We start from the raw sequence: 25421 nt of genomic DNA on the forward strand, positions 1-25421 counted from the left end.
GCGGCCGGCGTTCAGTGTCCGTGGGTTGCTAGCATCGTCCGGCCGTGGGCCGGGGGGCGCGCGGCCTCACAAAGACAGGGATCCACCATGACGCAAAAAGGGATGGGCGCGCTGCTCGCCGGCGCAATCGTGACTGCACTGACCGCTTGTGGCGGCGGTGGTGGGGGCGGCGGAGGCGGTGGATTCGTGCCGTTGCCCGCAGCGCCTGCGCCTGCGCCTGCACCGGCGCCCGCGTCGGCACCCGCACCAACCGCCCAGGCGACCGATCCGGACATCGTCAACACCGCCAGCGTCGCCGGCCGCTGCGCCAGCCCCCGCAGCGGCACGGCCGACGTGTCCGGCACGCTGCTGGACGAGAAGCGTTGGGTGCGTTCATGGATCAACGACACCTACCTCTGGTACGACGAGGTGCCGACCCGGTCGGCGGCGGACTATGCCACGCCCATCGACTACTTCGGGGTGCTCAAGACCTCCGCACTCACGAGCAGCGGCAAGCCCAAGGACCGCTTCCACTTCACCTATGACACCGCGGCCTATCTGGGCCTGTCCAACAATGGCCAGGAGATCGGCTACGGCCTCCGACTGGCGTATCTCTCCAGCGTGCCGCCGCGCGATGTACGTGTCGCCTATGTGGAGCCCAACTCGCCGGCCTCCGCCGCCGGCGTGACCCGCGGCATGAGCGTGCGCACGGTCGACGGCATCGATGTGACGAACGGCAGCAATGTCGACGGCCTCAATGCCGGCCTGGCGCCGCAGAAATCCGGCGAGGTGCACCAGCTGGGCCTGCGTCGCCTCGACGGCAGCGACTTCACCCTCACGCTCACGGCCACCGCCATCGCCAGCCGCGCCGTGATGAATGTGAAGACCATCCCCACGGCCAGCGGCAACGTCGGCTACCTGCAGTTCAATCAGCACAGCATCGCGGCGGAAGCCCAGCTGATGGACGCCATCACCAATCTGCGCGATGCCGCCGTGGCCGACCTGGTGCTGGACATGCGCTACAACGGCGGCGGCCTGCTGGGCATCGCGGCAGAGCTCGGCAGCATGATCGCGCCCACCAACAGTACGACGGGCCAGACCTTCGAGCGCCTCGTCTACAACCGCAAGAACCCTTTCGGCACCTCCGCCTCCGCCAGTCGCGTGCCCTTCTATTCCACGGCCCAATATGGGTCGCGCGCCGGCAGTCCGCTGCCGCGTCTGAACCTGCCGCGCGTGCTGGTGCTGGCCGGTGGCGACACCTGCTCGGCCAGCGAGTCCGTGGTCAATGGACTGCGCGGCATCGGTGTCAATGTGGCGCTCGTGGGCGGCACGACCTGCGGCAAGCCCTATGGCTTCTACCCGCAGGACAACTGCGGCACCACCTACTTCTCCATCCAGTTCCAGGGCGTCAACGCGAAGGGCGAGGGCGACTATGCGGATGGCCTCGCGCCCACCTGCAGCGTGGCCGACGACTTCAGTCATGCGTTGGGCGATCCAGCCGAGGCGCGGCTGGCCGCGGCCCTGAGCCTGCGCCAGAACGGTGTCTGCCCCACGCCTGTCACGGCCTTCGCGGCGAGTGCGGGATCCGTCGCCGGTGGCAGCGGCACCGGGCGCTCGCCCAACCAGGCGGTGCTGGGGTCGCGCGCACCCTGGCTGGACAACCGGATCGTTCTGCCGCAGGACCTCGGATCCGCGCCTTGAACCAGCGCGGGTGCCTCAGCGCACCCCGGCGATGACGCGCACGACCTCTTCGCCGTAGGCCTCCAGCTTCTTCGCGCCCAGGCCGCTGACGCCTTCCAGGTCTTCCAGCGAGCCGGGCGCGCGCTCGGCGATGGCGGCCAGCGTCGCGTCGTGGAAGATGACGTAGGCCGGCAGGTTGTGGGCCTTGGCCACTTCCGCGCGCCAGGCCTTGAGGGCCGCAAAGCGGGCCTGGCCGCCGGTGTCCAGCGCCGCTGCCGCCGCCGGTGCCGCCGCGCTGGCGCTGCCGCCCGTGCGCTCGCGGCGGCTGCGGCGCGGGGCCGGCTGCGACACCGATTCGCGCAGCCGCACCGGCACCTCGCCGCGCAGCACCGCGCGCGAGCCGTCGGTCAGGCGCAGGGTGTTGAACTTCTCGGCATCCACCTCCACCGCACCGATGGCGATCAGCTGGCGCAGCACGCCGCGCAGCTGCGTCTCGCTGTACTCGGCGCCGATCCCGAAGGTGCTGATCCGTTCATGGAAGAACTGCTTGACCTTGTCGGTGGTCTTGCCGCGCAGGATGTCCATGATGTGGCCGGCACCGAAGCCGATGCCGCTTTGCTGCTGCACGCGGTAGATGGTGGACAGCAGCTTGCGCGCGGCGTCCGTGCCGTCCCACACGGCGGGCGGCGACAGGCAGTTGTCGCAGCTGCCGCAGTGCATGAGGGGCACGCGCTCCTCGCCCTCGGGCGCATCGGGCGGCATGCCGTAGGTTTCGTCGAAGTACGCCAGCAGCCGCACGCGGCGGCAGTCGGTGGCCTCGGCCAGGGCCAGCAGCGCGTCGAGCTTGCCGCGCATCACCTGCTTGAATTCCTCGGCCGCCGGGCTCTCGTCGATCATGCGGCGCTGGTTGACCACGTCCTGCAGGCCGTAGGCCATCCAGGCATCGGCGGGCAGGCCGTCGCGGCCGCCGCGGCCGGTCTCCTGGTAGTAGCCCTCGATGTTCTTGGGCAGGTCCAGGTGGGCCACGAAGCGCACGTCGGGCTTGTCGATGCCCATGCCGAAGGCGATGGTGGCCACCATCACGATGCCCTCCTCGCGCAGGAAGCGGTCCTGGTGGCGCTGGCGCACGGCGGCGTCCAGGCCGGCGTGGTAGGGCAGCGCGTTGACGCCGGCATCGGCCAGCATCTGCGCCACCTCTTCCACACGCTTGCGCGACTGGCAGTAGACGACGCCGGCCTCGCCCTCGTGCTCGCGCTCGATGAAGCGCAGCAGCTGCGTGCTGGCGTCCTTCTTCTCGACGATGGCGTAGCGGATGTTGGGGCGGTCGAAGCTGCTGACGAACTGGCGTGCGTCCTGCAGCTGCAGCCGCTCGACGATGTCGGCGCGCGTGAGCGCATCGGCGGTGGCGGTGAGCGCGATGCGCGGCACGGCCGGGTAGCGTTCGTGCAGCACGGCCAGCGCCCGGTATTCGGGGCGGAAGTCGTGGCCCCACTGGCTCACGCAGTGCGCCTCGTCGATGGCGAACAGGGCCAGCTTGCCGCGCGCGGCCAGGCCGTCCAGCAGCTCCAGGAAGCGCGGCGTGTTGACGCGCTCGGGCGCGGCGTAGAGCAGCGTGAGCTCGGCGCGTGCGGTGCGACGCTCGACGTCCAGCGCCTCCTGCCAGTCCAGCGTGGAATTGAGGAAGGCGGCGCTCACGCCGGCCTCGTGCAGGGCGCCGACCTGGTCGTGCATCAGCGCGATGAGCGGCGAGACCACGATGCTCACGCCCTGGCCGGCGCGCGCGCGGGCGATGGCCGGGATCTGGTAGCACAGCGACTTGCCGCCGCCGGTGGGCATGAGCACCAGCGCGTCGCCGCCGGCCGTGACCTGGTCGACGATGGCCGCCTGCGGGCCGCGGAAGGCCTCGTAGCCGAAGACCTCGCGCAGGATGGCCAGGGGCGCGATGCTGCCGGAGTCGAGGGAGTGGGGAGAAGACACGGTCGGTCGGTGCGGTCGGTAGCGGCAGGGCAGGCGGGCGGACAAGTGGATGGCTGCGACGCGCCGCCGAAAGGCGCGTGCGGCGCGCCTCCCGCGCGCCAGGGCGGCATTGTCTCAGGCCGACACCCGGGAGCCGGTGTGCCGGCCCCAAGCCCGCGGAAGCTGGCACGCCTTCTGCAATCGGGTGGGCACTGCGCTCGCCACTGCCTGTATAGACAGCATTTTGGTGCATGGCTCCGGCCGATGCACCGAAGCGGGACTTGACCCCAGCACGTTCGCTCTCTCAATGAAACTTCGCTGCGGGTTGTCCTGTATATACAGGTGTGGCGGCCAGGCTCAGACTGCGCCGCGCTCCCCCGCTGGCGAGGTTGCCTGCACCGATGTCCGTTGTTGTTCCGCCATTCACACCACAGGAGGGCCGCATGGCCAAGACCGTCTTCAAGATCGCATCGCTGGTGGCCGCGGCCGCCGCCCTCGCCTGCGCTGCAGGCACTGCCGCCGCGCAGGAGACGAAGATCGCGCTCGGCATGTCCGGCTGGACGGGCTTCGCCCCGCTCACGCTGGCCGACAAGGCCGGCATCTTCAAGAAGAACGGTCTGGACGTGGAGATCAAGATGATCCCGCAGAAGGACCGCCACCTGGCCCTGGCCTCGGGCGCCATCCAGTGCGCCGCCACCACGGTGGAGACGCATGTGGCCTGGAATGCCAACGGCGTGCCCATCGTGCAGATCTTCCAGATGGACAAGTCCTACGGCGCCGACGGCATCGCCGTGCGGGGCGACGTCAAGTCCTTCGCCGACCTCAAGGGCAAGACCATCGGCGTCGATGCGCCTGGCACTGCGCCCTACTTCGGCCTGGCCTGGATGCTCAGCAAGAACGGCATGACGCTCAAGGACGTGAAGACCGTGACGCTGGCGCCGCAGGCCGCCGCCCAGGCCTTCGTGGCCGGCCAGAACGACGCCGCCATGACCTACGAGCCGTACCTGTCGACGGTGCGCAACGCGCCTCAGTCCGGCAAGATCCTCGCGACCACGCTGGACTACCCGATGGTGATGGACACCGTGGGCTGCGCGCCCACCTGGCTCAAGGCCAACGCCAAGGCGGCGCAGGCGCTCACCGCGTCGTACTTCGAGGCGCTGGAGATGATCAAGGCCGAGCCGGCCAAGGCCAACGAGATCATGGGTTCTGCGGTCAAGCAGACCGGCGAGGCCTTCGCCAATTCGTCCAAGTACCTGCGCTGGCAGGACAAGGCCGCCAACCAGAAGTTCTTCTCCGGCGAGCTGGAGCAGTTCATGAAGGAGTCGGTGCCGATCCTGCTGGAGGCCGGTGTGATCCGCAAGGCGCCCGAAGACTTGAAGGCCACCTACGACGCGTCCTTCATCAAGTAAATGCCCTTGCCTGAGTCTGTGTCCGTGCCCCGCCGTTCCGTCATGACCCCGCTCGAGCCCGTCGGCCCGCGCACGCGCTGGCTGCTGGGCGTGGCCTTCTTCGTGCTCTTCGTGGCGGTGTGGGCCTTCTTCACGCTGGGCGGCTACGTGTCGCCCACCTTCCTGGCCAGCCCGGTCACGATGGTGAAGGAGGCGGTGCTGCTGTTCACCGAATACGGCTTCATCGGCGACATCGGCATGACGGTGTGGCGGGTGTTCGGCGGCTTCCTGCTGGCGGCCGTCATCGCGGTGCCGCTGGGCATCCTGATGGGCGCCTACAAGCCGGTGGAAGCCTTCCTGGAGCCCTTCGTCTCCTTCTGCCGCTACCTGCCGGCCTCGGCCTTCATTCCCCTCTTGATCCTGTGGGCCGGCATCGGCGAGGCGCAGAAGCTGCTGGTGATCTTCATCGGCTCGGTGTTCCAGATCATCCTGATGGTGGCGGTGACGGTGGGCGGCGCCCGCAAGGACCTGGTCGAGGCCGCCTACACGCTGGGCGCCGACGGCGGCGGCATCGTGCGGCGGGTGCTGATTCCGGGCGCGGCGCCGGGCATCGCCGAGACGCTGCGCCTGGTGCTGGGCTGGGCCTGGACCTACGTGATCGTGGCCGAGCTCATCGGCTCGTCCTCGGGCATCGGCCACATGATCACCGACAGCCAGGCGCTGCTGAACACCGGGCAGATCATCTTCGGCATCATCGTCATCGGCCTGATCGGGCTGGTGTCGGACTTCCTGTTCAAGGCCGTCAACCGTCGGCTCTTTGCCTGGGCCTCGCTATGAGCGGCAACGTGCAAGAAGCCGGCGTGCAGCTGGCCATCCGCGGCGTCTCGCGCACCTTCACCGGGGCGCGGGGGCAGTCCACGCAGGCGCTGCTGCCGGTGGACTTCGACGTGCGCGAAAACGACTTCGTCACCATCCTCGGGCCCTCAGGCTGCGGCAAGTCGACGCTGCTGCGCATCGTGGCGGGGCTGGACTTCCCGACCGGCGGCCAGGTGCTGCTGGACGGCCGGCTGGTGACCGGGCCGGGGGCGGACCGGGGCATGGTGTTCCAGAGCTACACGCTCTTTCCGTGGCTGGACATCGAGCAGAACATCCGCTTCGGCCTGCGCGAGCGCGGCATGTCCGAGGCCGAGCAGAAGGAGCGCGCGGCCTACTTCATCGCCAAGGTGGGATTGCGGGGCTTCGAGCGGCACTATCCCAAGCAGCTGTCGGGTGGCATGCAGCAGCGCACGGCGATCGCGCGCGCATTGGCCAACGACCCCAAGATGCTGCTGATGGACGAGCCCTTCGGCGCGCTGGACAACCAGACGCGGGTGCTGATGCAGGAGTTGCTGCTGGGCATCTGGGAGGCCGAGCGCAAGACGGTGCTGTTCGTCACGCACGACATCGACGAGGCGATCTTCATGGCCAACCGGGTGGCGGTGTTCAGCGCCCGGCCCGGCCGCATCAAGACCGAGATCGCGGTGGACCTGCCGCATCCGCGCCACTACACGCTCAAGACGACGCCGGAGTTCATGGAACTCAAGGCACGGTTGACGGAAGAGATCCGGGCGGAGTCGATGGCGGCGGCGGAGCATTGAGCGATGTCTGGGGTGCGCGTTCAGGGTGAGGTCCGGGGTGGCGCTCTCGTTGGGGTCGGGGGCGGCGCGCGGGGCCGGGGCCGGCTGCCGCGGGCTCATGGCGGGGTGGTCGGCTGCGCCGACTCCGCTGCGATGCTCGGCCGGGGCTCGCGTCGCAGAACTCGCTACGCGCTGGCGCGCTCCGCTCAAACAACTGCGACGAGTCAGTTCACGAAGCACGCCTGTCCTTCGGCAGGCGTGCCTCGCCCCGGCCTGCGCTTCTCGCCACCCCGCAAATCGCCCGCGGCAGCCGGCCCCGGACCCGCGCGCTGGGGACGTTGCGCCGGTATCGGATCAGGGGCGCCGCGCGCCCGGACCGCGATCGAGGCCCGGGCTTTGGCCCCGGTTTTCGCTCCTCTCCCCTCTGGGGAGAGGTTGGGTGAGGGGCCGCCCAGCGCCTCATTGACGCTCGACCGTCACCAACGCCGCAGGCCCTCACCCCAGCCCTCTCCCAGAGGGAGAGGGAGAAACAGCCCACTGCCGCTGAGTCGGAGGGCGCAACCGCACGGCCCAATCCAGAGTGGCCGGCAGCCCGTGGGCGGTGGTGCGCCTGTGGCGCGCCGAGAAGCGCAGCGAAGCCGGCCGCAGGCCTGCCGAAGGACAGGCCTGCTTCGTGATCTGACTCGCGGCATTTGTCCGAGCAGAGTGAACGCAGTGAACGTCGCGAGTTATGCCGCGGGCCGGTTTCGCGAGCATCGCAGGGGCGTCGGCGCGCAGCGCCGACCGCGCCACCGAAGCACCGCCGCCCACGGGCTGCTGGCCGCTCTGGCGCACCGTCCTTTCCAACGCGGCGGCACGAAAACGACCAAGAACATCGAGCGACAAGCCATGCACGCGCTGATCGCGGCCGGCACCCGCAAGCCGCATCACGACGGAGGCCGCGCATGACGACGACCGCCGCCAAGGCACCGCGTGACCGCCGCCCCGTCAGCGCCCCACCGAGCAACCCGTCCCTGGCCCTCTACGAGCAGGTCAAGGAACACATCGTCCGCCGCATCCAGAGCGGCGAATGGCCCGCCGGCCACCGGCTGCCGTCGGAACACGAGCTGGTCGCGCAGTTCGGCATCTCGCGCATGACCGCCAACCGCGCCCTGCGCGAGCTGGTGGACGAAGGCCGCGTCAAGCGTGTGGCCGGCGTGGGCAGCTTCGTCGCCGAGACCAAGCCGCAGTCCACCCTGCTGCAGATCGCCAACATCGCCAGCGAGATCCGCGGCCGCGGCCACGACTATGGCTTCGAGCTGCTGGCGGCCGAGCGCATCGCCGCGCCCGCGGACATCGCCGCCTGGCTGGACGTGCGCCTGGGCGAATCGCTCTTCCATTGCCTCTGCCTGCACCTGGAGAACGGCACCCCCGTGCAGCTGGAGGACCGCTGGGTCAGCCCGCGCATGGTGCCGGCTTTCCTCGACCAGGACTTCTCGCTCATGCCGCCCAGCGAATACCTGGTGCGCCACGTGCCCTTCGACCAGATCGAGCACCTGGTCGATGCCGTGCTGCCCACGCCCGAGCAGGCCGCGCGCCTAGCCATGGACGTGGGCGAGCCCTGCCTGCTGCTCACCCGCCGCACCTGGTCGCGCGGCACGCCCATCACGCTGGTGCGCTGCCTGCACCCGGCCTCGCGCTACCGGTTGGGCAGCCGCTTCCGCGCCGACGGCAACCCCGGCTGGGGCTGAGCGCCCTTCGCCCACCCCTGCGCTTTCGCACGCCACAACCTGTATAGACAACCTGCCATGACCACCCTGCTGACCCTCCATCCCGGCCAGGTCGACCTGGCCAGCCTGCGCCGCATCCACCAGGGCGGCCTCACCCTCTCGCTGGACGACAGCGTGCGTGCGGGCATGCAGGCCGCGCAGGCCGCCGTGCAGCGCATCGTGGACCACGACGACGTGGTCTACGGCATCAACACCGGCTTCGGCAAGCTGGCCAGCACCAGGATCGACCACGGCCACCTGGCCGAACTGCAGCGCAATCTGGTGCTGTCGCACAGCGTGGGCACGGGCGAGCCGCTGGCGGCCGAGGTGGTGCGGCTGGTGATCGCTACCAAGGCGGTGAGCCTGGCGCGCGGGCATTCGGGCGTGCGGCCGGCGCTGGTCGATGCGCTGCTGGCGCTGTTCAATGCCGGCGTCACGCCGCTGATCCCGGCCAAGGGCTCGGTGGGCGCCTCGGGCGACCTGGCGCCGCTGGCGCACCTGGCCTGCGTGCTCATCGGCGAAGGCCAGGCGCGCCTGGCGGACGGCCGCGTGGTCGGCGGTGCGGAAGCCATGCGCAGCATCGGCATCGAGCCCTTCGTGCTCGGCCCCAAGGAAGGCCTGGCGCTGCTCAATGGCACGCAGGTTTCCACGGCGCTGGCGCTCGCCGGCCTCTTCGGCGCGGAGAACGTGTTCGCCTCGGCGCTGATGTCGGGCGCGCTGTCGCTGGAGGCCATCCAGGGCTCCATCAAGCCCTTCGACGCCCGCATCCATGCCGCGCGCGGCCAGCCGGGGCAGATGGCCGTCGCCGCCGCCGTGCGCACGTTGCTCGAAGGCAGCGACATCATCCCCAGCCATGCCGACTGCGGCCGCGTGCAGGACCCGTATTCCATCCGCTGCATCCCGCAGGTGATGGGCGCCTGCCTGGACAACCTGACGCATGCCGCCCGCGTGCTGGTGACCGAGGCCAATGCCGCGTCGGACAACCCGCTGGTCTTCTGCGACACCGGCGAGGTCATCTCCGGCGGCAACTTCCACGCCGAGCCGGTGGCCTTCGCCGCCGACATCCTCGCGCTGGCCGTCGCCGAGGTCGGCGCCATCGCCGAGCGCCGCATCGCGCTGCTGCTGGACACGGGCCTGTCGGGCCTGCCGCCCTTCCTGGTGCGCGACGGTGGCCTCAACTCCGGCTTCATGATCGCGCAGGTCACGGCCGCGGCCCTGGCCTCGGAGAACAAGTCGCTCGCCCATCCCGCCAGTGTGGACAGCCTGCCCACCTCGGCCAACCAGGAGGACCATGTGTCCATGGCGACCTTCGCGGCGCGCCGGCTGGGCGAGATGGTCAACAACACGGCGGTCGTCATCGGCATCGAAGCGATGGCTGCCGCGCAAGGCATTGAGCTGAAGCGCACCGAGACCACGCCGCGCAGCTCGCCAGCCATCGAAGCCGAGATCGCCCGCATCCGCCGCCAGGTCGCCTTCGTCGAGCGCGACCGCTACCTGGCGCCCGACATCGAGGCCATGCGCCAGTGGGCGCTGGCCGCCGAACTGCCCGCTCCGCTGCTGACGCTGCTGCCCAGCCACGGCGCCTGAACCGAACGACCGACCGACCGACACCCCGACCTTTCAAGGAGCACCGCCATGAACGCCCCCGAGAACTTCATCGCTCGCACCGCCGCCGCCCTCGCCGACCCGCGCGTGGACCCCAGCCGCGTCGTGCGCGCCCCGCGCGGCACCGCGCTGTCGTGCAAGAACTGGCTGATCGAGGCCCCCTTCCGCATGCTGCAGAACAACCTCGACCCCGAGGTGGCCGAGAACCCGCAGGCCCTGGTGGTCTATGGCGGCATCGGCCGCGCGGCGCGCAACTGGGAATGCTTCGACGCCATCCTCGAGTCGCTGAAGAAGCTGGGCGAGGACGAGACGCTGCTGGTGCAGTCCGGCAAGCCGGTGGGCGTGTTCAAGACCCATGCGGACGCGCCTCGGGTGCTCATCGCCAACTCCAACCTCGTGCCCAAGTGGGGCAACTGGGAGCACTTCCATGAGCTGGACCGCAAGGGCCTCTTCATGTACGGCCAGATGACCGCCGGCAGCTGGATCTACATCGGCAGCCAGGGCATCGTGCAGGGCACCTTCGAGACCTTCGTCGAAGCGGGGCGGCAGCACTATGGCAATGACCGGCCCGACGCCGGGCCGCCCCAAGGCGGGCCGCATCCCCTTGGGGGATCGGACGCCGGAGGCGGCCGAGGGGCTGAGTGGTCGGGTCGATGGATCCTGACGGCGGGCCTGGGCGGCATGGGTGGCGCGCAACCGCTGGCGGCCACGCTGGCGGGCGCCTGCTCGCTCACGGTCGAATGCCAGCAGAGCAGCATCGACTTCCGCCTGCGCACCCGCTACGTGGACAAGCAGGCCAAGGACATCGACGACGCGCTGGCCCTCATCGCCCACCACACGGCGAAGAAGGAGGCCGTCTCCATCGCCCTGCTCGGCAATGCGGCCGAGGTGCTGCCCGAGCTGGTGCGCCGCGCCAGGGCCGGCGGTCCCAAGCCCGACCTGGTCACCGACCAGACCTCGGCCCACGACCTCATCAACGGCTACCTGCCCGTGGGCTGGAGCGTGCCGCAGTGGCGTGCCGCCTCGGCGGACCCGGCGCAGCATGCCCAGCTCCAGCAGGCCGCCGCCGAAGGCTGCGCCGTGCACGTGCAGGCCATGCTGGACTTCCAGGCCATGGGCATCCCGACGGTGGACTACGGCAACAACATCCGCCAGGTGGCCTTCGACCAGGGCGTGAAGAACGCCTTCGACTTCCCCGGCTTCGTGCCCGCCTACATCCGGCCGCTGTTCTGCGAGGGCAAGGGCCCCTTCCGCTGGGTGGCGCTCTCGGGCGACCCGGAGGACATCTACAAGACCGACGCCAAGATCAAGGAGCTGTTCCCGCAGAACACCCACACCCACCGCTGGCTGGACATGGCGCGCGAGCGCATCGCCTTCCAGGGCCTTCCGGCGCGCATCTGCTGGCTGGGCCTGGGCGAGCGCCACGTGGCCGGCCTGGCCTTCAACGAGATGGTGAAGAAGGGCGAGCTCAAGGCCCCCATCGTCATCGGCCGCGACCACCTGGACACCGGCTCGGTCGCCAGCCCCAACCGCGAGACGGAGGGCATGAAGGACGGCACCGATGCGGTGAGCGACTGGCCGCTGCTCAATGCGCTGCTCAACACCGCGGGCGGCGCCACCTGGGTCAGCCTGCACCATGGCGGCGGCGTGGGCATGGGCTATTCGCAGCACAGCGGCATGGTGATCGTCTGCGACGGCACCGAGGCCGCCGAACGCCGCCTGGCGCGCGTGCTGGTCAACGACTGCGCCTCGGGCGTCATGCGCCATGCGGACGCCGGCTATGAACTGGCCGTGGCCACCGCGAAGAAGTTCGGCCTCAACCTGCCGATGGTGCGCTGAGCGACTCGCGCGCTCCGGCGCGGGGGAAGACGGCGCCACAAAAACCGCTGCCCAGTCCCACCGCATGGGATCGGGTGGTGCACATCGCGATGGCTTTTTTTGATACTGGACGCATGGCCTCGCCTGCGCCCCCCGTTGCTGCTGCTGCTGCCGCCGTCCCTGCCGCCGACCGCGTGTTGCAGGTGCTGGCCGTGCTGGCGCGGCAGGGCCGGCCGCTCACTGCCGCGGAGCTGATGGCCCACACCGGCCTGACACGCAGCACCCTCTATCGCCAGTTGGCGCGGCTGCGCCGCTGGGGCTTCGTGATCGAGCGCGAGGGCAGCTATGCCCCGGGGCCGCTCAGCCTGCAGATGGCGCTGGGCTTCGACCTGGCGTCTGAGCTCATGCGCCAGGCTCGCCCCACCATGGAAGAGCTGGCCCGCCAGTCCCACGAGAGCGTGGGCCTGATCGTCGCCGTCAACGACCAGGCCATCTGCCTCGACATGGTCGAGAGCCACCAGTCGCTGCGCTGCTCCTTCGAGAAGGGCCGCAGCGTGCCGCTGCGCGCGGGCGCCTCGGCCAAGTGCCTGCTGGCCCACCTGCCGCCGGCCGCGCGGGCTGCGGTGCTCGATGCGCAGTACGGCGCCGGCACCGCCGAGCGTGCCGCCGCCGAAGCCGAGCTGGCCGCCATCCGCCAGGCCGGCCATGCGCTGAGCGCCAGCGAGGTGGATGACGGCGTCTGGGGCTGCAGCGTGCCGCTGATGGGCGCCTCGCACCAGGCGGCCGGCGTGCTCACGCTGATGGCCCCGATCCTGCGTGCGCAGCACCAGGAGGCCGCGCTCGTGCAGATGACCGTGGTGGCCGCGGCCCGCATCTCGCGCCGGCTGCTGCTGCATTGAGCAGGACGGCACCGCCAGCCAGCCCGCTTCCCTTCCTTCTCGCGCCTTCCGTTGTTCTTCTTCTTCCTTCCAACGTTCCCGGAGTGATCCCATGATGTCCCGCCTTCTGCCCCGCCGCCTGCTGCTCGCCCTCGTCGGCACCTTCGCCCTGGCCGGCACCGCCGCCCATGCCGCCGAGCCGCTGCGCGTGGCCACCGATGCCACCTTCCCGCCCATGGAGTACATCGAGAACGGCAAGCGCACCGGCTTCGACACCGAGATGGTCGAGGCCATCGGCAAGCAGCTGGGCCGGCCCGTCGAGTGGATCGACATCGACTTCAAGGGCCTGATCCCGGCCCTGGTCTCGCGCCGCGCCGACATGGCCGTCTCGGCCATTTACATCACCGACGAGCGCCGCAAGGTGGTCGACTTCACCGTGCCCTATTACGCCGGCGGCCTGGTGGTGATGACCAAGGCGGACAACACCACCGTCAAGTCGCCCGCCGACCTGGCCGGCCGCAAGGTGAGCGTGCAGGTGGGCACCAAGTCGGTGAGCTTCCTCAAGGAAAAGTACCCGCAGGCCCAGCTGCTGGAAGTCGAGAAGAACCAGGAGATGTTCAACCTGGTGGAAGTGGGCCGCACCGACGCCGCCGTCACCGGCAAGCCCGCCGCCTACCAGTACGTGCGCACCCGCCCCGGCCTGAAGGTGCTGCCCGAGCAGCTGACCACCGAGGAATACGGCATGGCCATCCGCAAGGACACGCCCGAGCTGACCAAGGCCGTGAACGATGCGCTCGCGCGCATGAAGGCCGACGGCACTTACGCGGCCATCGTGCAGAAGTGGTTCCCCGCGTCGAAGTGACGCGCGGCTGACCACAGGACGCGACGATGGATCTGGATTTCTCGCCGGTCTGGGCCGGCTGGCCCGACCTGCTGCGCGGCACGCTGGTGACGGTGGAGATCACCGCCTGCGCGCTGCTGCTGGGCTGCGTGCTGGGCCTGGCGGTGGGCATCGGCCGGCTGCGGCCGCAGCGTCGCTGGCTGTATGGCGTGTGCACCGCCTACGTGGCGGTGATCCGCGGCACGCCGCTGCTCGTGCAGCTGTTCATCCTGTTCTTCGGGCTGCCGCATTTCGGGCTGCTGCTGCCGGCCTTCTTGTGCGGCGTGCTGGGACTGGGCGTGTACAGCGGCGCCTATGTGTCGGAGATCGTGCGCGGTGCCATCCAGTCCATCGACCGCGGCCAGACCATGGCCGCCCAGTCGCTGGGCATGACGCCGGGCCAGGCCATGCGCGACATCATCCTGCCGCAGGCGGTGGTGCGCATGATCCCGCCGCTGGGCAACGAGTTCATCGCGCTGATCAAGAACTCGGCCCTCGTCTCGCTGCTGACCATCCACGACGTGATGCACGAGGGCCAGAAGATCATCAGCGTGTCCTACCGCTCGCTGGAGGTGTACTTGGCCATTGCGGTCGTGTACTTCGCCCTCACCGGGATGGTGACGCTGGTGCTGCGCCACTTCGAGCGCCGCCTGCGCCAGGGTGGCCTGGTGCATTGAAGCGACAGCCGCCCACGGAGACATCGCCATGACGAACCTGCACACCTTCACCCTCGACCAGCTGCCGGCCATGCCCTGGAAGAACGGCGGCGGCCACACCCGCGAGATCGCCTGCTGGCCGCCGGGCGCCGGGCTGGAGGATTTCGGCTGGCGCTGCTCGGCGGCCACCGTGGATGCGGACGGCCCCTTCTCCATCTTTGCCGGCATCGACCGCTGCATCCTGCTGCTGGCTGGTGACGGCCTGCACCTCACCGGCGAGGGGCTCGACCACCGGCTGGACGTGCCGCTGCAGCCCTTCGCCTTTCCTGGCGAGGCGGCCATCGCGTGCAGCCGGCTGGGCGGCACCTCCACCGACTTCAACCTGATGACGCGGCGCGGCCGCTGGCAGGCCACGCTGACGGTGCACGCGGGCGCCGTGCGCCTGACCGGCGCGCCGCACGGGCTGCTGCTGGCCGTCGCCGGCACCTGGCGCACCGGCGCGGCGGCGCCCCTCGCGGCCGGCCAGGGCCTGTGGTGGGCCGATGCCGCGGGCCCCGCGGAGGCGGTGCCCGACGCGGAGGGCGGCGAGCCGCGGCTGATCGCCATCCGCCTGCTGCCGGCCTGATCGCCGGCGTCCCTTCTGTCCCGGCCCGCACGCCAGCATCGAGCCCCTCTCGCCGGAGCGTCCGCATGACCCTCGCCCTGCCCTTCTCCCAACGCCCCAGCGCCGACGGCCTGTGGACCGGCCTGCGCGGCAGCGACGGCCAGCCGCTGGCGTTGACCGTGACCGACGGTCGCATCGCCTGGCTGGGCGCGCCCGATGCGCTGCCGCCCGGCGCGGACGCCCTGCCCTGCCATGACGGCGGTGGCGCGCTCGTCACGCCCGGCCTCATCGACTGCCACACGCACCTGGTCTACGGCGGCCAGCGCGCCAACGAATTCGCCATGCGCCTGGCCGGGGCCAGCTACGAAGAGGTGGCGCGCGCCGGCGGCGGCATCGTCTCCACCGTGCGGGCCACGCGCGAGGCCAGCGAGGACGACCTTTTCGCATCCGCCAGCGCCCGCCTCGCGCCGCTGCTGGCCGAGGGCGTGTGTGCCATCGAGATCAAGTCCGGCTACGGCCTGGCGCTCGAGCACGAGCGCAAGCAGTTGCGCGTGGCGCGCCGCCTGGCCGCCGCCCATGGCGTGACGGTGCGCACCACCTTCCTCGGCGCCCACGCGCTGCCGCCCGAGTACGCGGGTCGGAGCAGCGACTACATCGACCTCGTCTGCCGCGAGATGCTGCCCGCCCTGCATGTCGAGGGCCTGGTGGATGCGGTGGACGTGTTCTGCGAGCGCATCGCCTTCTCGCTCGAAGAGACCGAGCGCGTGTTCCAGTCCGCGCAGGCGCTGGGCCTGCCGGTCAAGCTGCACGCCGAGCAGCTCAGCGACATGGGCGGCGCGGCCCTGGCGGCGCGCTACGGCGCGCTCTCGTGCGACCACATCGAGCACCTGTCGCCCGCCGGCATCGCCGCCGTGGCCCAGGCCGGCACCGTGGCCGTGCTGCTGCCCGGCGCCTACTACACGCTGCGCGACACGCAGCCGCCGCCCATCGCCGGCCTGCGTGCGGCCGGCGTGCCGATGGCCGTCTCCACCGACCACAACCCGGGCACCTCGCCCTGCCTGAGCCTGCTCCTGATGATGAACATGGCCTGCACGCTGTTCCGCCTGACGGTGCCCGAGGCGCTGGCGGGCGTCACCACCCATGCCGCGCGGGCCCTGGGCCTTGCGGCCACGCACGGCGAACTGGCCGTGGGCCGCGCCGCCGACTTCGTGCTGTGGAACGTGCAGGAAGCCGCCGAGCTGGCCTACTGGTTCGGCCAGCGTCCCGTGCGCTGCGTGATCCGCCAGGGCCGGATCGCGGAGGGCGCGCTGTGAGCGCCGGGAGCCTTTTCGCCGACCACGCCCTGCTGCCCGGCGGCTGGGCGCGCGACGTGCGCCTCGCCTGGGACGCCGCCGGCCGCCTCACCGCCGTGCAGCCCGGTGCCACGCCAGAGCCCGGCATGCCGCGTGCCGAAGGCCCGCTGCTGCCCGGCATGCCCAACCTGCATTCGCATGCCTTCCAGCGCGGCATGGCGGGCCTGACCGAATACCGCGCCGAAGCGCAGGACAGCTTCTGGAGCTGGCGCAGCCTCATGTACCGCTTCGCCTTGCGGCTGAGCCCCGCGCAACTAGAGGCCATCGCCTTCGGCCTCTACGTCGACATGCTGGAGGCCGGCTACACGGCGGTGTGCGAGTTCCACTACGTGCACCACGACACCGACGGCCATCCCTACGCCGACGATGCCGAGCTGGCCCGCGCCCTGCTGCGCGCCGCCCAGCGCGCCGGCATCGGCCTGACGCTGCTGCCGGTGCTCTACCAGACCAGCGGCTTCGGCGGCGCCGCGCCGGCCGAAGGCCAGCGCCGCTTCATCCGCAGCACCGCGTCGATGCTGCGCCTGCTCGAAACCCTGCGTCCGGCGTGCGAGGCCCAGGGCGCGCGCCTGGGCCTGGCGCCGCATTCGCTGCGCGCCGTGCCGCCCGAGGCGCTGCGCGACGCGCTGGCCGGCCTGGCCGCGCAGGACGCGACGGCGCCGATCCACATCCACATCGCCGAGCAGACCAAGGAGGTGGACGACTGCCTGGCTTGGAGCGGCCAGCGCCCCGTCGCCTGGCTGCTGGACCATGCGCCGGTCGATGCCCGCTGGTGCCTGGTGCATGCCACCCACATGGACGCCGACGAATACCGCCGCGCCGCCGCCACCGGTGCCGTGGCGGGCCTGTGCCCCACCACCGAGGCCAACCTGGGCGATGGCCTGTTCGACCTGCCGCGGTGGACCGTTGACGGCGGCGCCTGGGGCGTCGGCTCCGACAGCCACGCCTGCGTCGATGCGGCCGAGGAGCTGCTGATGCTGGAGTACGGCCAGCGCCTGAGCCGCCGCCAGCGCAACGTGGCCGCCACCGCGGCGCAGCCCGAGGTGGCCACCGCCCTATGGCTGTCGGCCGTGGGCGGCGGCGCGCAGGCGTCGGGCCGCGCGCTCGGTGGACTGGCCGTGGGCCAGCAGGCGGACATGCTCGTGCTCGACGCGGCCCATCCGGTCCTGGCCGGGCTGGAGGCACCGCAGATGCTGTCGGCCCATGTCTTCGCCGCCGGCCGCCAGCGTCCGCTTGCGCAGGCGTACGTGGCCGGCCGCAAGACGGTCGATGCCGGCCGCCACCCCCTGCGCGCCGAGGCCCAGCGGGCCTTCGTCCAGGCCCGGCGAGAACTGCTGGCCGGCGGGGCCTGAGCGCCGGCTCTGCCGCACCGGAGCTCGGCCCATGAGCGCGCCCGAACCCCTTTCCTTTTCGGTGCCGTGCCCCCGCGCCAGCGCGGGCGCGCGGCCGCCTTCACACTCGCTTCTGCCATGACCGCCTTCACCACCACCGAACCCCCCTTCCGCTTCCGCCAGGGCACACGGCCGCTGCTGATCTCCATGCCGCACGTCGGCACCCACGTGCCGCCCGCCCTCGCCGCGCGCCTGACCGACGAGGCCCGTCAGGTGCCCGACACCGACTGGCACCTGGAACGGCTCTACGACTTCGCCGACGCACTGGGCGCCTCGGTGCTGGTGGCCACGCACTCGCGCTACGTCATCGACCTCAACCGCCCGCCGGACGGCGCCAGCCTGTATCCGGGCCAGAGCGTCACGGGCCTGTGCCCCGTCGACACCTTCGACGACACGCCGCTGTACGCCGACCCGGCCGACCTGCCCACCGAGGCCGAGATCGCCGCCCGCCGCGAGGCGATCTGGGTGCCCTACCACGCCAGGCTGGCCCAGGAACTCGAACGCATCCGCGCCGCCCACGGCATCGCCATGCTGTGGGACGCGCATTCCATCCGTTCCGTGCTGCCGCGCTTCTTCGAGGGCACCCTGACCGACCTCAACCTGGGCACGGCCAAGGGCGCCGCCTGCGACCCGCAACTGGCCGAACAGTTGCTGGCCATCGCCCGCGCCGACACGGCGCACACCAGCGTGCTCAACGGCCGTTTCACAGGTGGCTACATCACCCGCCACCACGGCCAGCCGGCACGGGGCGTGCATGCGGTGCAGCTCGAAATGACCCAGAGCAGCTACATGCAGGAACAGCTTCCCTTCGACTACCTTCCCGACGTGGCCGCACGCGTGCAGCCCACCGTGCGCCGCATGCTGGAGGCCGTGCTGGCCTTCGCCGACGGGCAGCAGCCGTGAGCGCGGGTACCGCTGCGCAGCCGGCCTTCCTGGCCGCCCTGGCCGAGGCTCTCGGTGCCGACGCCGTCACGCCCGCCGAGGCCGTGCCCGAGCGCCATCTGGCCGACTGGAGCGGCCTGCCGCCGGTGCGCCCGCTGGCCCTGCTGCGACCGCGCAGCACCGAGGCCGTGTCGGCCGCGCTGCGGCTGTGCACCGAGTACCGCGTGCCGGTGGTGCCCCAGGGCGGCCTTTCCGGCCTGGCCGGCGCGGCCATGCCCATCGAAGGCGCGGTCGCGCTGTCGCTGGAGCGCATGAACGCCATCGAGTCGGTCGATGCCGCCACCCGCACCCTCACCGCCCAGGCCGGCGTCACGATCCAGGCCGTGCAGGAGGCCGCGGCCGGCGCCGGCCTGCGCTTCGGCGTGGACTTCGGCGCCCGCGGCTCTGCCCAGGTGGGCGGCGCCCTGGCCACCAATGCCGGCGGCAACGGCGTGCTGCAGTTCGGCATGATGCGCGAGCAGCTGCTGGGCCTGGAGGCCGTACTGCCCGACGGACGTGTGCTGCCCATGCTGCGGCCCATGCAGAAGAACAACACCGGCTACGACCTCAAGCAGTTCTTCGTCGGCGCCGAGGGCACGCTGGGCGTGGTCACCCGCGCCCTCTTACGCCTGCACCCGGCGCCCCGCGCCCGCGCCACGCTGCTGGCCGCCCTGCCCGACTACGACGCCGCCCTCGCCCTGCTCGGCCGGCTGCAGTCCCGCTTCGCCGGCGGCGTCGCCGCCTTCGAGCTGATGTGGCGCGACTTCGTGGCCGCCTCCATGGCCTGGCAGCACCTGCGCGAGCCCTTCGACACTGCGCACCCGCTCTTGGCCCTGGTCGACATGGACGGCAGCAGCGAGGCCGCGCTGCAGGCCGAAGTGGAAGAGGCGCTGGCCGAGGCCATGGAAGCCGGCCTGGTGCTCGATGCGGTGCTGGCCCAGTCGCAGGCCCAGGCCGGCGCGCTGTGGAAGATCCGCGAAGCCACCGCCGAGCTGCCGGCCAACATGCATCCGCCCGTCAACTTCGACGTCAGCCTGCCCATGGCGCAGATCGGCCGATTCGTGCAGGAGTGCCGCGCCGCGCTGGAAGCCCGCTGGTCCGGCCACCTCAGCGTGTTCTTCGGCCACATCGGCGACAGCAACCTGCACGTGTCCATCGATGGCGTCAGCATCGGCCGCGATGCCGAGGCCGCCGAGCAGCTGGTCTACGGCATGGTCGGCCGCTTCGCCGGCAGCGTCTCGGCCGAGCACGGCATCGGTCTGCACAAGAAGCCCTACCTGGGCGCCAGCCGCACGCCCGACGAGCTGGCCGCCATGCGCGCCATCAAGGCCGCGCTGGATCCGCTGGGGTTGATGAATCCGGGGAAGGTGTTCGGCTGACGTCCGATGGGCCGGCCGGGTCAGCCGGCGGCTTCGGCATTCAGGCGCCGGACGCCTGCCACGAAGGCGCGCAGGCTGGGCGAGCGATTGCGCTGCACCTCCAGATGGGCGGCCATCGCGCGGGCGCCACCGATCTTCTGGAAAGCCGGGATCAGGCGCTTGACCTCGACCGAAGGCTTCTGCCAGCTGTCCGGCGCATTGAAGCGCTTGCGGTTGGCGGGCGAATCGATCCGCGGCGTATCGAAGGCCACCGCCAGCGCGGCGAGGTCGCCGAGATACCAGCTCTCCAGTTCCTGGCAGACCAGCCGGACGAGGCTGTCTGGACGTCCCGCGTCCTCGCACAGTCGGCGCAGCCGTGCCTTCAGGTCGATGCAGTCCGCGTTGTCGTTGTCTCGGACGATGACGAAGCGGTCCCCGGGGTGGCGCCACGCCGCGAGCTTGCGCGCAATGCTGCGGTCCAGATCCGACTTCCCCTCGTGCGGCACACACAGGAAATGCTCATCACTCACCCAGCCGGGGAACAGCCGAGGCAGCCAGCCTTCCAGCAATACCCGCATCGAGGGCTCCTCCAGCAGGAACACCAGCCGGCCCGCCATCAGCGCACGTCCCGGTTGAGGCCTTCGAAAAGTCCCTGCTTCCACAGGTAGCCGGGCAAGTCCCCGGCCTCGAACAGCGCGCGCAGGTTCTCCGAGTCGCCGGCCCGCGACACGCGGGTGAAGCCGTCCTGCTTGCGCAGGCAGTAGATCTCGTCCAGCGACAAGGCATTGAGGAAATCCGGCGAATGGGTGGAGATGAAGACCTGGCCGCCCCGCTCCGCATAGCTACGGAATTCCTCCGCAAGCTCGGGCAGCAGCTCGGGATAGAGCTGGTTTTCGGGCTCTTCCACGGCCAGCATCGGATAGGGCTTGGGGTCGTTCAGAAGCACCAGGTACGCGAACATCTTGATCGTGCCGTCAGACACGTGCCGCGCGATGAACGGGTCCTTGAAGCTGCCGTCCTGAAAGCGCAGGACGAGCCGTCCGTCTTCGGTCTGCCGCGGCTCCACCACCGAGATGCCCGGCACTCTGCGGCGCATCGCCTCCAGCACATGGGCGAAGCGATCGGGGTGGTGCTCGTAGAGGTAGTTGGCCACCAGAGGCAGGTTGTCGCCCCGGGTCGAAAGATGCTCGGCGAAGCCCTCTTCCTGGCTCGGCCGCGCTTCGGACACGTGGAAATCCGAGATGTGCCAGTTCTCGATCATCAGCCGGAAGGCGCTGGCGGCCTTGAAGCGCTCGAACTGGCCCAGGCCCTTGATGGCGAGGATGTCCGGGGAATCCAGTTCCTGTTCCTCCCGGGTGAGGTCCTCGTCCGCCTTGGAGAAATCCTCTTCGTTGGTGATGGCGTAACCGCGACCGGAAGAAAAATCCAGGAAGCGGAACGGTGCGCCGTAGGCGCCCCGCTTGTAGCGCAGGACCTCGCGCTCCACGAAGGGCCGGCCCTCCGCGCCGGGCGCCATGCGCAGCAGGTAGGTCACCAGGCGCTCCTTGCCGGTGATCTCCATGCGGAACTGCAGGGTGATCTCGATGGCCTCGTGCGCAAAGCCGCGGCTCGCGACTTCGCGGTAGCCGCCGCGCTTGGCGATGGCCTTGCCGACGTTCATCGACAGCGCGTCCTTGAGGAAGGAGAGCACATCGAACAGTGTGGATTTGCCTGTTCCGTTGGCGCCCACCAGCACGCAAAGACGGGGAATGTGGGTCAGCTTGGCGTCCCGGAACAGCCGGTAGTTCTTGATGGCGATGGATTCGATCTGCATGGCGCGTCCTGAACGCCCCGGCACGGCGTGGCCGGAGCAGTCGCGCATCGTGCCATATGCGCATGTTCAGGGGATCGCCGCACGCCTGTCGGGCTGCTCGGGCTCCCGCCGGATGGAAGGAGCGTTGCCCGACCTCAACCTCAGCGCCGCACCGGCCAATCCAGTCGCAGCGCGGCGCCCTCTCCCGGCGCCGAGGCCACGGTGAGCGTGGCGCCGATGGCGGCGGCGCGGCTGCGCATGCTCGGCAGGCCCTGGCCGCCTGCGGGCTGCCCGTCCGCCGCGAAGCCGCGGCCGTCGTCGGCCAGCACGATCTCCATGCGCTCGGGTGGTCCGGCATGCCAGTGCGCTTCGAGGCGGATGCGACGCGCCTGCGCATGGCGCAGCACGTTGGTGAAGCCTTCCAGCAGGATGCGCTGGATCTGCATCGCCGTCTGGGGCGTGACGTCGGCACGCGGCGGCAGGCTGTCCACCTCCCATTCCAGCGTCAGGCCGGCGGCCTCCAGGCGCGGCTGCAGCCGGTAGCGCAGCGTGGCGAGCACCACCGTGAGGTCGCCTTCCAGCGGCTGCAGCGAATCGACCGCGACGCGCAGCTCGTCCAGCGCGAGCTTGACCTGTGCCTCCATGACCGCCGGGTCGGCGCCGGGACGCCCCACCAGATTGAGCAGGCCCACGAGCTGCGAGCCCACGCCGTCGTGGATCTCGCGCATCAGGCGCTGGCGTTCCAGCAGCACGGCCTGCTGCTCGCGCTGGGTCTGCAGGGCGTCCATGGCCGCGGTGAGCTGACGCTCGCGCTCGGCCACGCGCGCATCGAGCGAGCGGGCCAGGTCGCGGTATTCATGCACCGAGCGGCTGTAGCGCGCGACCACCATGCCGGCCAGGATCAGCACGAAGCCGAACATGGCATGGGGCGTGAGCGGTACCCAGCTGGCGCCGCCCAGGCCGATGCGCACCCGCAGCAGGTCGTGCAGCCCGGCGGCGATGGCCAGCAGGCCCGCCACGAGCAGCGCATGGGCCGTGGGATGACGGCCTTTCACCGCGTCGCCCAGCACGCCCGGGACGGCGGCGATGCCACCGCCGCACAGCAGCGCCAGGGCACCCGTCCACAGCGCCGGCAGCCGCAGTGCGAAGGCCAGGCCCGCCAGGCCCACCGCGGTCCAGAGGATGCCGCTCAGCAGGCGCAACACCGCGCGCGAGGGCTGGTGCAGCGCCAGCGTCACGAAGCGGGCGAGCAGGGCGATGTGGACCGCGTAGCTCATGGCCACCACCGCGCCCCACCAGGGCCAGGGCAGCGGCATCTGCAGCCCGCTCTGGTCCAGGTTGCGCAGGGTGCCGGCCAAGGCGGCCAGGCTGAAGCAGCCGTAGAGCGGATCGCGCTGGTACCACCACAGGCCGGCAGCCAGTCCGCCCATCAGCAGCAGGCCCGCGGCATAGACCAGCGACAGCGTGTTGCGCCACAGCCGTTCCCGTGCCTCCAGCGCCTCCAGCTGCGCCAGCGGCGCCCAGCGCACGACCGAGACGCCGCCGCCGCGCTGGGGCTGGAAGCTCAGCTCGATGCGAAGCGGCAGGGGCGCGGCTGCGCCTTCGACGAGATCGGCGGGCAGCCGCACGAGCCGCGGTCCGCGGCCGGCGTCGAAGGTCGGATCGCCCAGCTGGCCCCAGCGGGCCACCAGCCGATCGCCCACATAGACGGCCGCCTGGTTGCCCAGGGCCTCGAAGAGCAGGCCGTGCAGACGGTCATCGCCGCCCGCGGGCAGCGGGGGCAGTTCGAGCGTGAGGGTCGCGCCGCCGGCCTGACGCGGCGCCTGGTCGGCCCAGCGGAAGGGCAGGGCGACGCGGGCGGCCGCCAGCGGCGGCTCGCCCGCCACGCGCACCACGGCCTCGGCCGTGCGCAGCGTCTGAACCGGGGCCGCAGGCTGCGCGGCGGCCAGGCCCGCAAGGAGGATTGGCAGGGCGAGTCCGCACAGCCCCATCGTCAGCCGACGCCGCCAGGGTCGGCGCCCCGGCGCAGGCGTCGGCGAGGCAAGCCGCATGCTCCGCCTGTGCGCGGCACCGGCGCCGGTGCCGCAGGAGGGGTCAGCGCAGCAGGCCAAGGTTGCGTGCTTCGTAGACGGCCTCGGACTTGTTGTGCACGTCCAGCTTGCTGTAGATGTTGCGCACATGGGTCTGCACCGTGCTCACCGACACGCCGATGCGCGTGGCCGTCTCGGCATAGGTGAAGCCGCGGGAGACGAGGTCGAGCACCTCGAATTCGCGCGGAGACAGACGCTCGGCCGCGTGCGGCGTGCCGGCGGCGGGCGTGGGGGCGATGGGTTCGGCGGGCGCCGCTGCGCCGACGCCCGACTGCTGCCAGCGCCGCAGCAGCTGCCGCGCAATGATGGGCGACATGGGCGAGCCGCCTGCGCGCAGCGAGCGGATGTGCAGGCCCAGGTCGCGCTCGGTCCCGTCCTTGAGCAGGTAACCGCTGGCGCCGGCCTCGAAGGCCTTCACCATGTTGGCCTCGTCGCCGAAGATGGTGATGACCATCACCGCGCAGTCGGGCTGCAGCTGGCGGGCGGCACGGATCACCTCCAGGCCCGAGCGGTCGGGCAGGCCCAGGTCCACCAGCAGCACGTCGACGGCATGGCCCGGCAGCCAGTCCAGGATCTGCTGGGCCGTGGCGGCCTCGAAGGCCAGCGACAGGTCGGCATCGCCCTGCACCGCCTGGGCGATGCGCTGGCGCATGCCGGCGTCGTCCTCGACCAGGGCGACGCGGGCGGGGAAGGTTTCAGAGGGAGGGGCCAACTTTCCAATCCCAGGTGGTTCGGTCGATCATGGCTCTGTGCGTGATGCCTTGCGAGTGGCGCAGCTCGATCTCGATGCGGTCGGCACCGATGCGCAGCAACCCCCAATGATCGCGCGTGCCCTGGGCCTCCGGCATCATGAAGTCCACCAGGGCGGCCCCGGACGCGGTGGCCTCGTACAGCCACTTTCCCGTGGCGCCGTAGCGCGCCAGCCGGTTGCGGTGGATGTCGCCGCTGAGCATCAATGCCTTGCACCGCGCGGCGGTGTCGAGCAGGGCGTCGTGTTCCGACGGACAGTCGGCCCATGTTTCGCCCTTGTCGTGGGACTGCTTCCACAGCGCATCGGACTCGAAGACCACCCCGCTCGCGATCAGGTGCAGGGCGCCGCCGCGCGTCATGCGCTCGCGCAGCAGGTTCAGCTGGGTGGCGCCGAGCAGGGCCTTGTGCCCGCCCGTGGTCTTGAAGCCGCGGCCATCGGTGAGGTGAAGCTGCACGCCTTCTCCGAGGTCGACCGCATCGCCCAGACCGATCTCGGGCGGCTTCGTCTGGTCGAAGGTGTTGAGCGGCGGCATGTTCCCCGGACCGCCGGGTCTGGCGAGCTCGGCGCGGAAGGCCTGGAACAGGCACCGGCTGAAACCGAGGTGTCCTGCATAGACCTTCGCAGCCTGGGCCTGGGCGCCGCAGGCGTTGTTCCACAGGAAGTCATGGTCGTCCCAGATGGCATGCGTCCTGACCTGGCCGACGAGCGCCCTGAAACCCGGGACGTCGAGCTGCCTCTGCCAGCGTGCATGGGCATGGACGGCGAAGTCATGGGCAGACATGTCCTGCAGCCAGCCCATGTTCGCGCCATCCCAGTTGTCATAGTAGACCGTGTCGCCGAGCAGCACCAGATGATCGGGATGCGCGGCAGCGATGCGGTCCCAGATGGGCTGCTCGGGCCGCTGCGAGGCTTCGGCGCAGGACGTGAACGCGAGCGTGATGGTCATCGGAGTCCTCCCGCC

Annotated in this window: 22 protein-coding genes; 16 read left to right on the forward strand and 6 right to left on the reverse strand. The window is 70.8% G+C overall.

Translation table 11 applies throughout. The features are described from left to right. Positions 1-87 precede the first annotated feature (87 nt). Positions 88-1680, forward strand: a complete 1593-nt coding sequence (locus BXA03_RS06620) for a S41 family peptidase (protein ID WP_076505315.1) — start codon at positions 88-90, stop codon at positions 1678-1680. A gap of 15 nt (positions 1681-1695) precedes the next feature. Here BXA03_RS06620 and recQ read toward each other — a convergent pair whose 3' ends face one another. After that, positions 1696-3636 carry a DNA helicase RecQ gene (recQ, locus tag BXA03_RS06625; protein WP_200803344.1) on the reverse strand — a complete coding sequence of 647 codons (1941 nt, stop codon included), beginning with the start codon at positions 3634-3636 and terminating at the stop codon, positions 1696-1698. Between the two features lie 422 nt (positions 3637-4058). Here recQ and BXA03_RS06630 point away from each other — a divergent pair, with 422 nt between their 5' ends. From BXA03_RS06630 to BXA03_RS06695, 15 genes are all read left to right on the forward strand, one after another. Next, positions 4059-5024, forward strand: coding sequence for an ABC transporter substrate-binding protein (locus BXA03_RS06630; protein WP_076505317.1), 966 nt, complete (start codon positions 4059-4061; stop codon positions 5022-5024). Continuing rightward, positions 5025-5840, forward strand: a complete 816-nt coding sequence (locus tag BXA03_RS06635; RefSeq protein ID WP_076505320.1) for an ABC transporter permease — start codon at positions 5025-5027, stop codon at positions 5838-5840. Further along, the gene (locus BXA03_RS06640) at positions 5837-6640 is read left to right on the forward strand and encodes an ABC transporter ATP-binding protein (RefSeq protein WP_076505323.1); all 804 of its coding nucleotides are present in this window, start codon (positions 5837-5839) and stop codon (positions 6638-6640) included. The genes BXA03_RS06635 and BXA03_RS06640 overlap by 4 nt, the downstream gene beginning before the upstream one ends. A gap of 693 nt (positions 6641-7333) precedes the next feature. Then, a complete protein-coding gene (locus BXA03_RS26520; RefSeq protein WP_143476233.1) occupies positions 7334-7567 on the forward strand; it encodes a hypothetical protein in 234 nt (77 codons plus the stop codon). Further along, positions 7564-8349: a histidine utilization repressor gene (gene hutC / locus BXA03_RS06645; protein WP_083715921.1), complete on the forward strand. Its 786-nt coding sequence runs from the start codon at positions 7564-7566 to the stop codon at positions 8347-8349. Before BXA03_RS26520 ends, hutC begins: the two co-directional genes overlap by 4 nt. Before the next feature lie 57 nt (positions 8350-8406). Further along, a complete protein-coding gene (gene hutH / locus BXA03_RS06650) occupies positions 8407-9954 on the forward strand; it encodes a histidine ammonia-lyase (RefSeq protein ID WP_076505326.1) in 1548 nt (515 codons plus the stop codon). A gap of 48 nt (positions 9955-10002) precedes the next feature. Next, positions 10003-11811, forward strand: a complete 1809-nt coding sequence (hutU, locus tag BXA03_RS06655; protein WP_076505329.1) for a urocanate hydratase — start codon at positions 10003-10005, stop codon at positions 11809-11811. Positions 11812-11924: 113 nt separating this feature from the next. Next, positions 11925-12689 (forward strand): IclR family transcriptional regulator, encoded by a 765-nt coding sequence (locus BXA03_RS06660; RefSeq protein ID WP_143476234.1) that lies wholly within the window; start codon positions 11925-11927, stop codon positions 12687-12689. A 94-nt stretch (positions 12690-12783) separates the two neighbouring features. Continuing rightward, the gene (locus BXA03_RS06665) at positions 12784-13530 is read left to right on the forward strand and encodes a transporter substrate-binding domain-containing protein (RefSeq protein WP_369822404.1); all 747 of its coding nucleotides are present in this window, start codon (positions 12784-12786) and stop codon (positions 13528-13530) included. 26 nt (positions 13531-13556) lie between these two features. Continuing rightward, entirely contained in the window at positions 13557-14225 is a 669-nt protein-coding gene (locus tag BXA03_RS06670) for an amino acid ABC transporter permease (protein ID WP_076505333.1), read from the forward strand. A gap of 28 nt (positions 14226-14253) precedes the next feature. After that, on the forward strand, positions 14254-14829 hold the full coding sequence (locus BXA03_RS06675; RefSeq protein WP_076505335.1) for a HutD/Ves family protein: 576 nt from the start codon (positions 14254-14256) through the stop codon (positions 14827-14829). 65 nt (positions 14830-14894) lie between these two features. Continuing rightward, positions 14895-16121 (forward strand): imidazolonepropionase, encoded by a 1227-nt coding sequence (hutI, locus tag BXA03_RS06680; RefSeq protein ID WP_076505337.1) that lies wholly within the window; start codon positions 14895-14897, stop codon positions 16119-16121. Further along, on the forward strand, positions 16118-17509 hold the full coding sequence (locus tag BXA03_RS06685; RefSeq protein ID WP_076505339.1) for a formimidoylglutamate deiminase: 1392 nt from the start codon (positions 16118-16120) through the stop codon (positions 17507-17509). The genes hutI and BXA03_RS06685 overlap by 4 nt, the downstream gene beginning before the upstream one ends. 117 nt (positions 17510-17626) lie before the next feature. Further along, the gene (gene hutG / locus BXA03_RS06690) at positions 17627-18451 is read left to right on the forward strand and encodes an N-formylglutamate deformylase (RefSeq protein WP_076505772.1); all 825 of its coding nucleotides are present in this window, start codon (positions 17627-17629) and stop codon (positions 18449-18451) included. Then, a complete protein-coding gene (locus BXA03_RS06695; protein WP_369822397.1) occupies positions 18448-19848 on the forward strand; it encodes an FAD-binding oxidoreductase in 1401 nt (466 codons plus the stop codon). Before hutG ends, BXA03_RS06695 begins: the two co-directional genes overlap by 4 nt. A gap of 20 nt (positions 19849-19868) precedes the next feature. Here BXA03_RS06695 and BXA03_RS06700 read toward each other — a convergent pair whose 3' ends face one another. The 5 genes from BXA03_RS06700 to BXA03_RS06720 form a co-directional block, all read right to left on the reverse strand. Further along, positions 19869-20444 (reverse strand): DUF4276 family protein, encoded by a 576-nt coding sequence (locus BXA03_RS06700; RefSeq protein ID WP_076505341.1) that lies wholly within the window; start codon positions 20442-20444, stop codon positions 19869-19871. Next, positions 20444-21640 (reverse strand): AAA family ATPase, encoded by a 1197-nt coding sequence (locus BXA03_RS06705; protein WP_076505343.1) that lies wholly within the window; start codon positions 21638-21640, stop codon positions 20444-20446. Before BXA03_RS06705 ends, BXA03_RS06700 begins: the two co-directional genes overlap by 1 nt. A 140-nt stretch (positions 21641-21780) precedes the next feature. Further along, positions 21781-23670, reverse strand: a complete 1890-nt coding sequence (locus tag BXA03_RS06710) for a sensor histidine kinase (protein WP_159444709.1) — start codon at positions 23668-23670, stop codon at positions 21781-21783. 43 nt (positions 23671-23713) lie between these two features. Next, positions 23714-24421, reverse strand: a complete 708-nt coding sequence (locus BXA03_RS06715) for a response regulator transcription factor (protein WP_076505347.1) — start codon at positions 24419-24421, stop codon at positions 23714-23716. Further along, a complete protein-coding gene (locus BXA03_RS06720; RefSeq protein ID WP_076505349.1) occupies positions 24405-25406 on the reverse strand; it encodes an alkaline phosphatase D family protein in 1002 nt (333 codons plus the stop codon). The genes BXA03_RS06715 and BXA03_RS06720 overlap by 17 nt, the downstream gene beginning before the upstream one ends. Between the last annotated feature and the right edge of the window lie 15 nt (positions 25407-25421).

The organism is Pseudacidovorax sp. RU35E (assembly GCF_900156165.1).
Taxonomy (GTDB): domain Bacteria; phylum Pseudomonadota; class Gammaproteobacteria; order Burkholderiales; family Burkholderiaceae_C; genus Xenophilus.

Bases quoted from the DNA above. Each gene is read 5' to 3' on its own strand.
- BXA03_RS06710 (WP_159444709.1), bottom strand. From the start codon at position 23,670: ATGCGGCTTGCCTCGCCGACGCCTGCGCCGGGGCGCCGACCCTGGCGG.
- BXA03_RS06675 (WP_076505335.1), top strand. From the start codon at position 14,254: ATGACGAACCTGCACACCTTCACCCTCGACCAGCTGCCGGCCATGCCC.
- BXA03_RS06660 (WP_143476234.1), top strand. From the start codon at position 11,925: ATGGCCTCGCCTGCGCCCCCCGTTGCTGCTGCTGCTGCCGCCGTCCCT.
- BXA03_RS06630 (WP_076505317.1), top strand. From the start codon at position 4,059: ATGGCCAAGACCGTCTTCAAGATCGCATCGCTGGTGGCCGCGGCCGCC.
- BXA03_RS06700 (WP_076505341.1), bottom strand. From the start codon at position 20,444: ATGGCGGGCCGGCTGGTGTTCCTGCTGGAGGAGCCCTCGATGCGGGTA.
- BXA03_RS06635 (WP_076505320.1), top strand. From the start codon at position 5,025: ATGCCCTTGCCTGAGTCTGTGTCCGTGCCCCGCCGTTCCGTCATGACC.
- hutC (WP_083715921.1), top strand. From the start codon at position 7,564: ATGACGACGACCGCCGCCAAGGCACCGCGTGACCGCCGCCCCGTCAGC.
- BXA03_RS06705 (WP_076505343.1), bottom strand. From the start codon at position 21,640: ATGCAGATCGAATCCATCGCCATCAAGAACTACCGGCTGTTCCGGGAC.
- BXA03_RS06720 (WP_076505349.1), bottom strand. From the start codon at position 25,406: ATGACCATCACGCTCGCGTTCACGTCCTGCGCCGAAGCCTCGCAGCGG.
- BXA03_RS06620 (WP_076505315.1), top strand. From the start codon at position 88: ATGACGCAAAAAGGGATGGGCGCGCTGCTCGCCGGCGCAATCGTGACT.
- hutU (WP_076505329.1), top strand. From the start codon at position 10,003: ATGAACGCCCCCGAGAACTTCATCGCTCGCACCGCCGCCGCCCTCGCC.
- hutH (WP_076505326.1), top strand. From the start codon at position 8,407: ATGACCACCCTGCTGACCCTCCATCCCGGCCAGGTCGACCTGGCCAGC.
- BXA03_RS06640 (WP_076505323.1), top strand. From the start codon at position 5,837: ATGAGCGGCAACGTGCAAGAAGCCGGCGTGCAGCTGGCCATCCGCGGC.
- hutG (WP_076505772.1), top strand. From the start codon at position 17,627: ATGACCGCCTTCACCACCACCGAACCCCCCTTCCGCTTCCGCCAGGGC.
- hutI (WP_076505337.1), top strand. From the start codon at position 14,895: ATGACCCTCGCCCTGCCCTTCTCCCAACGCCCCAGCGCCGACGGCCTG.
- BXA03_RS06670 (WP_076505333.1), top strand. From the start codon at position 13,557: ATGGATCTGGATTTCTCGCCGGTCTGGGCCGGCTGGCCCGACCTGCTG.
- BXA03_RS06665 (WP_369822404.1), top strand. From the start codon at position 12,784: ATGTCCCGCCTTCTGCCCCGCCGCCTGCTGCTCGCCCTCGTCGGCACC.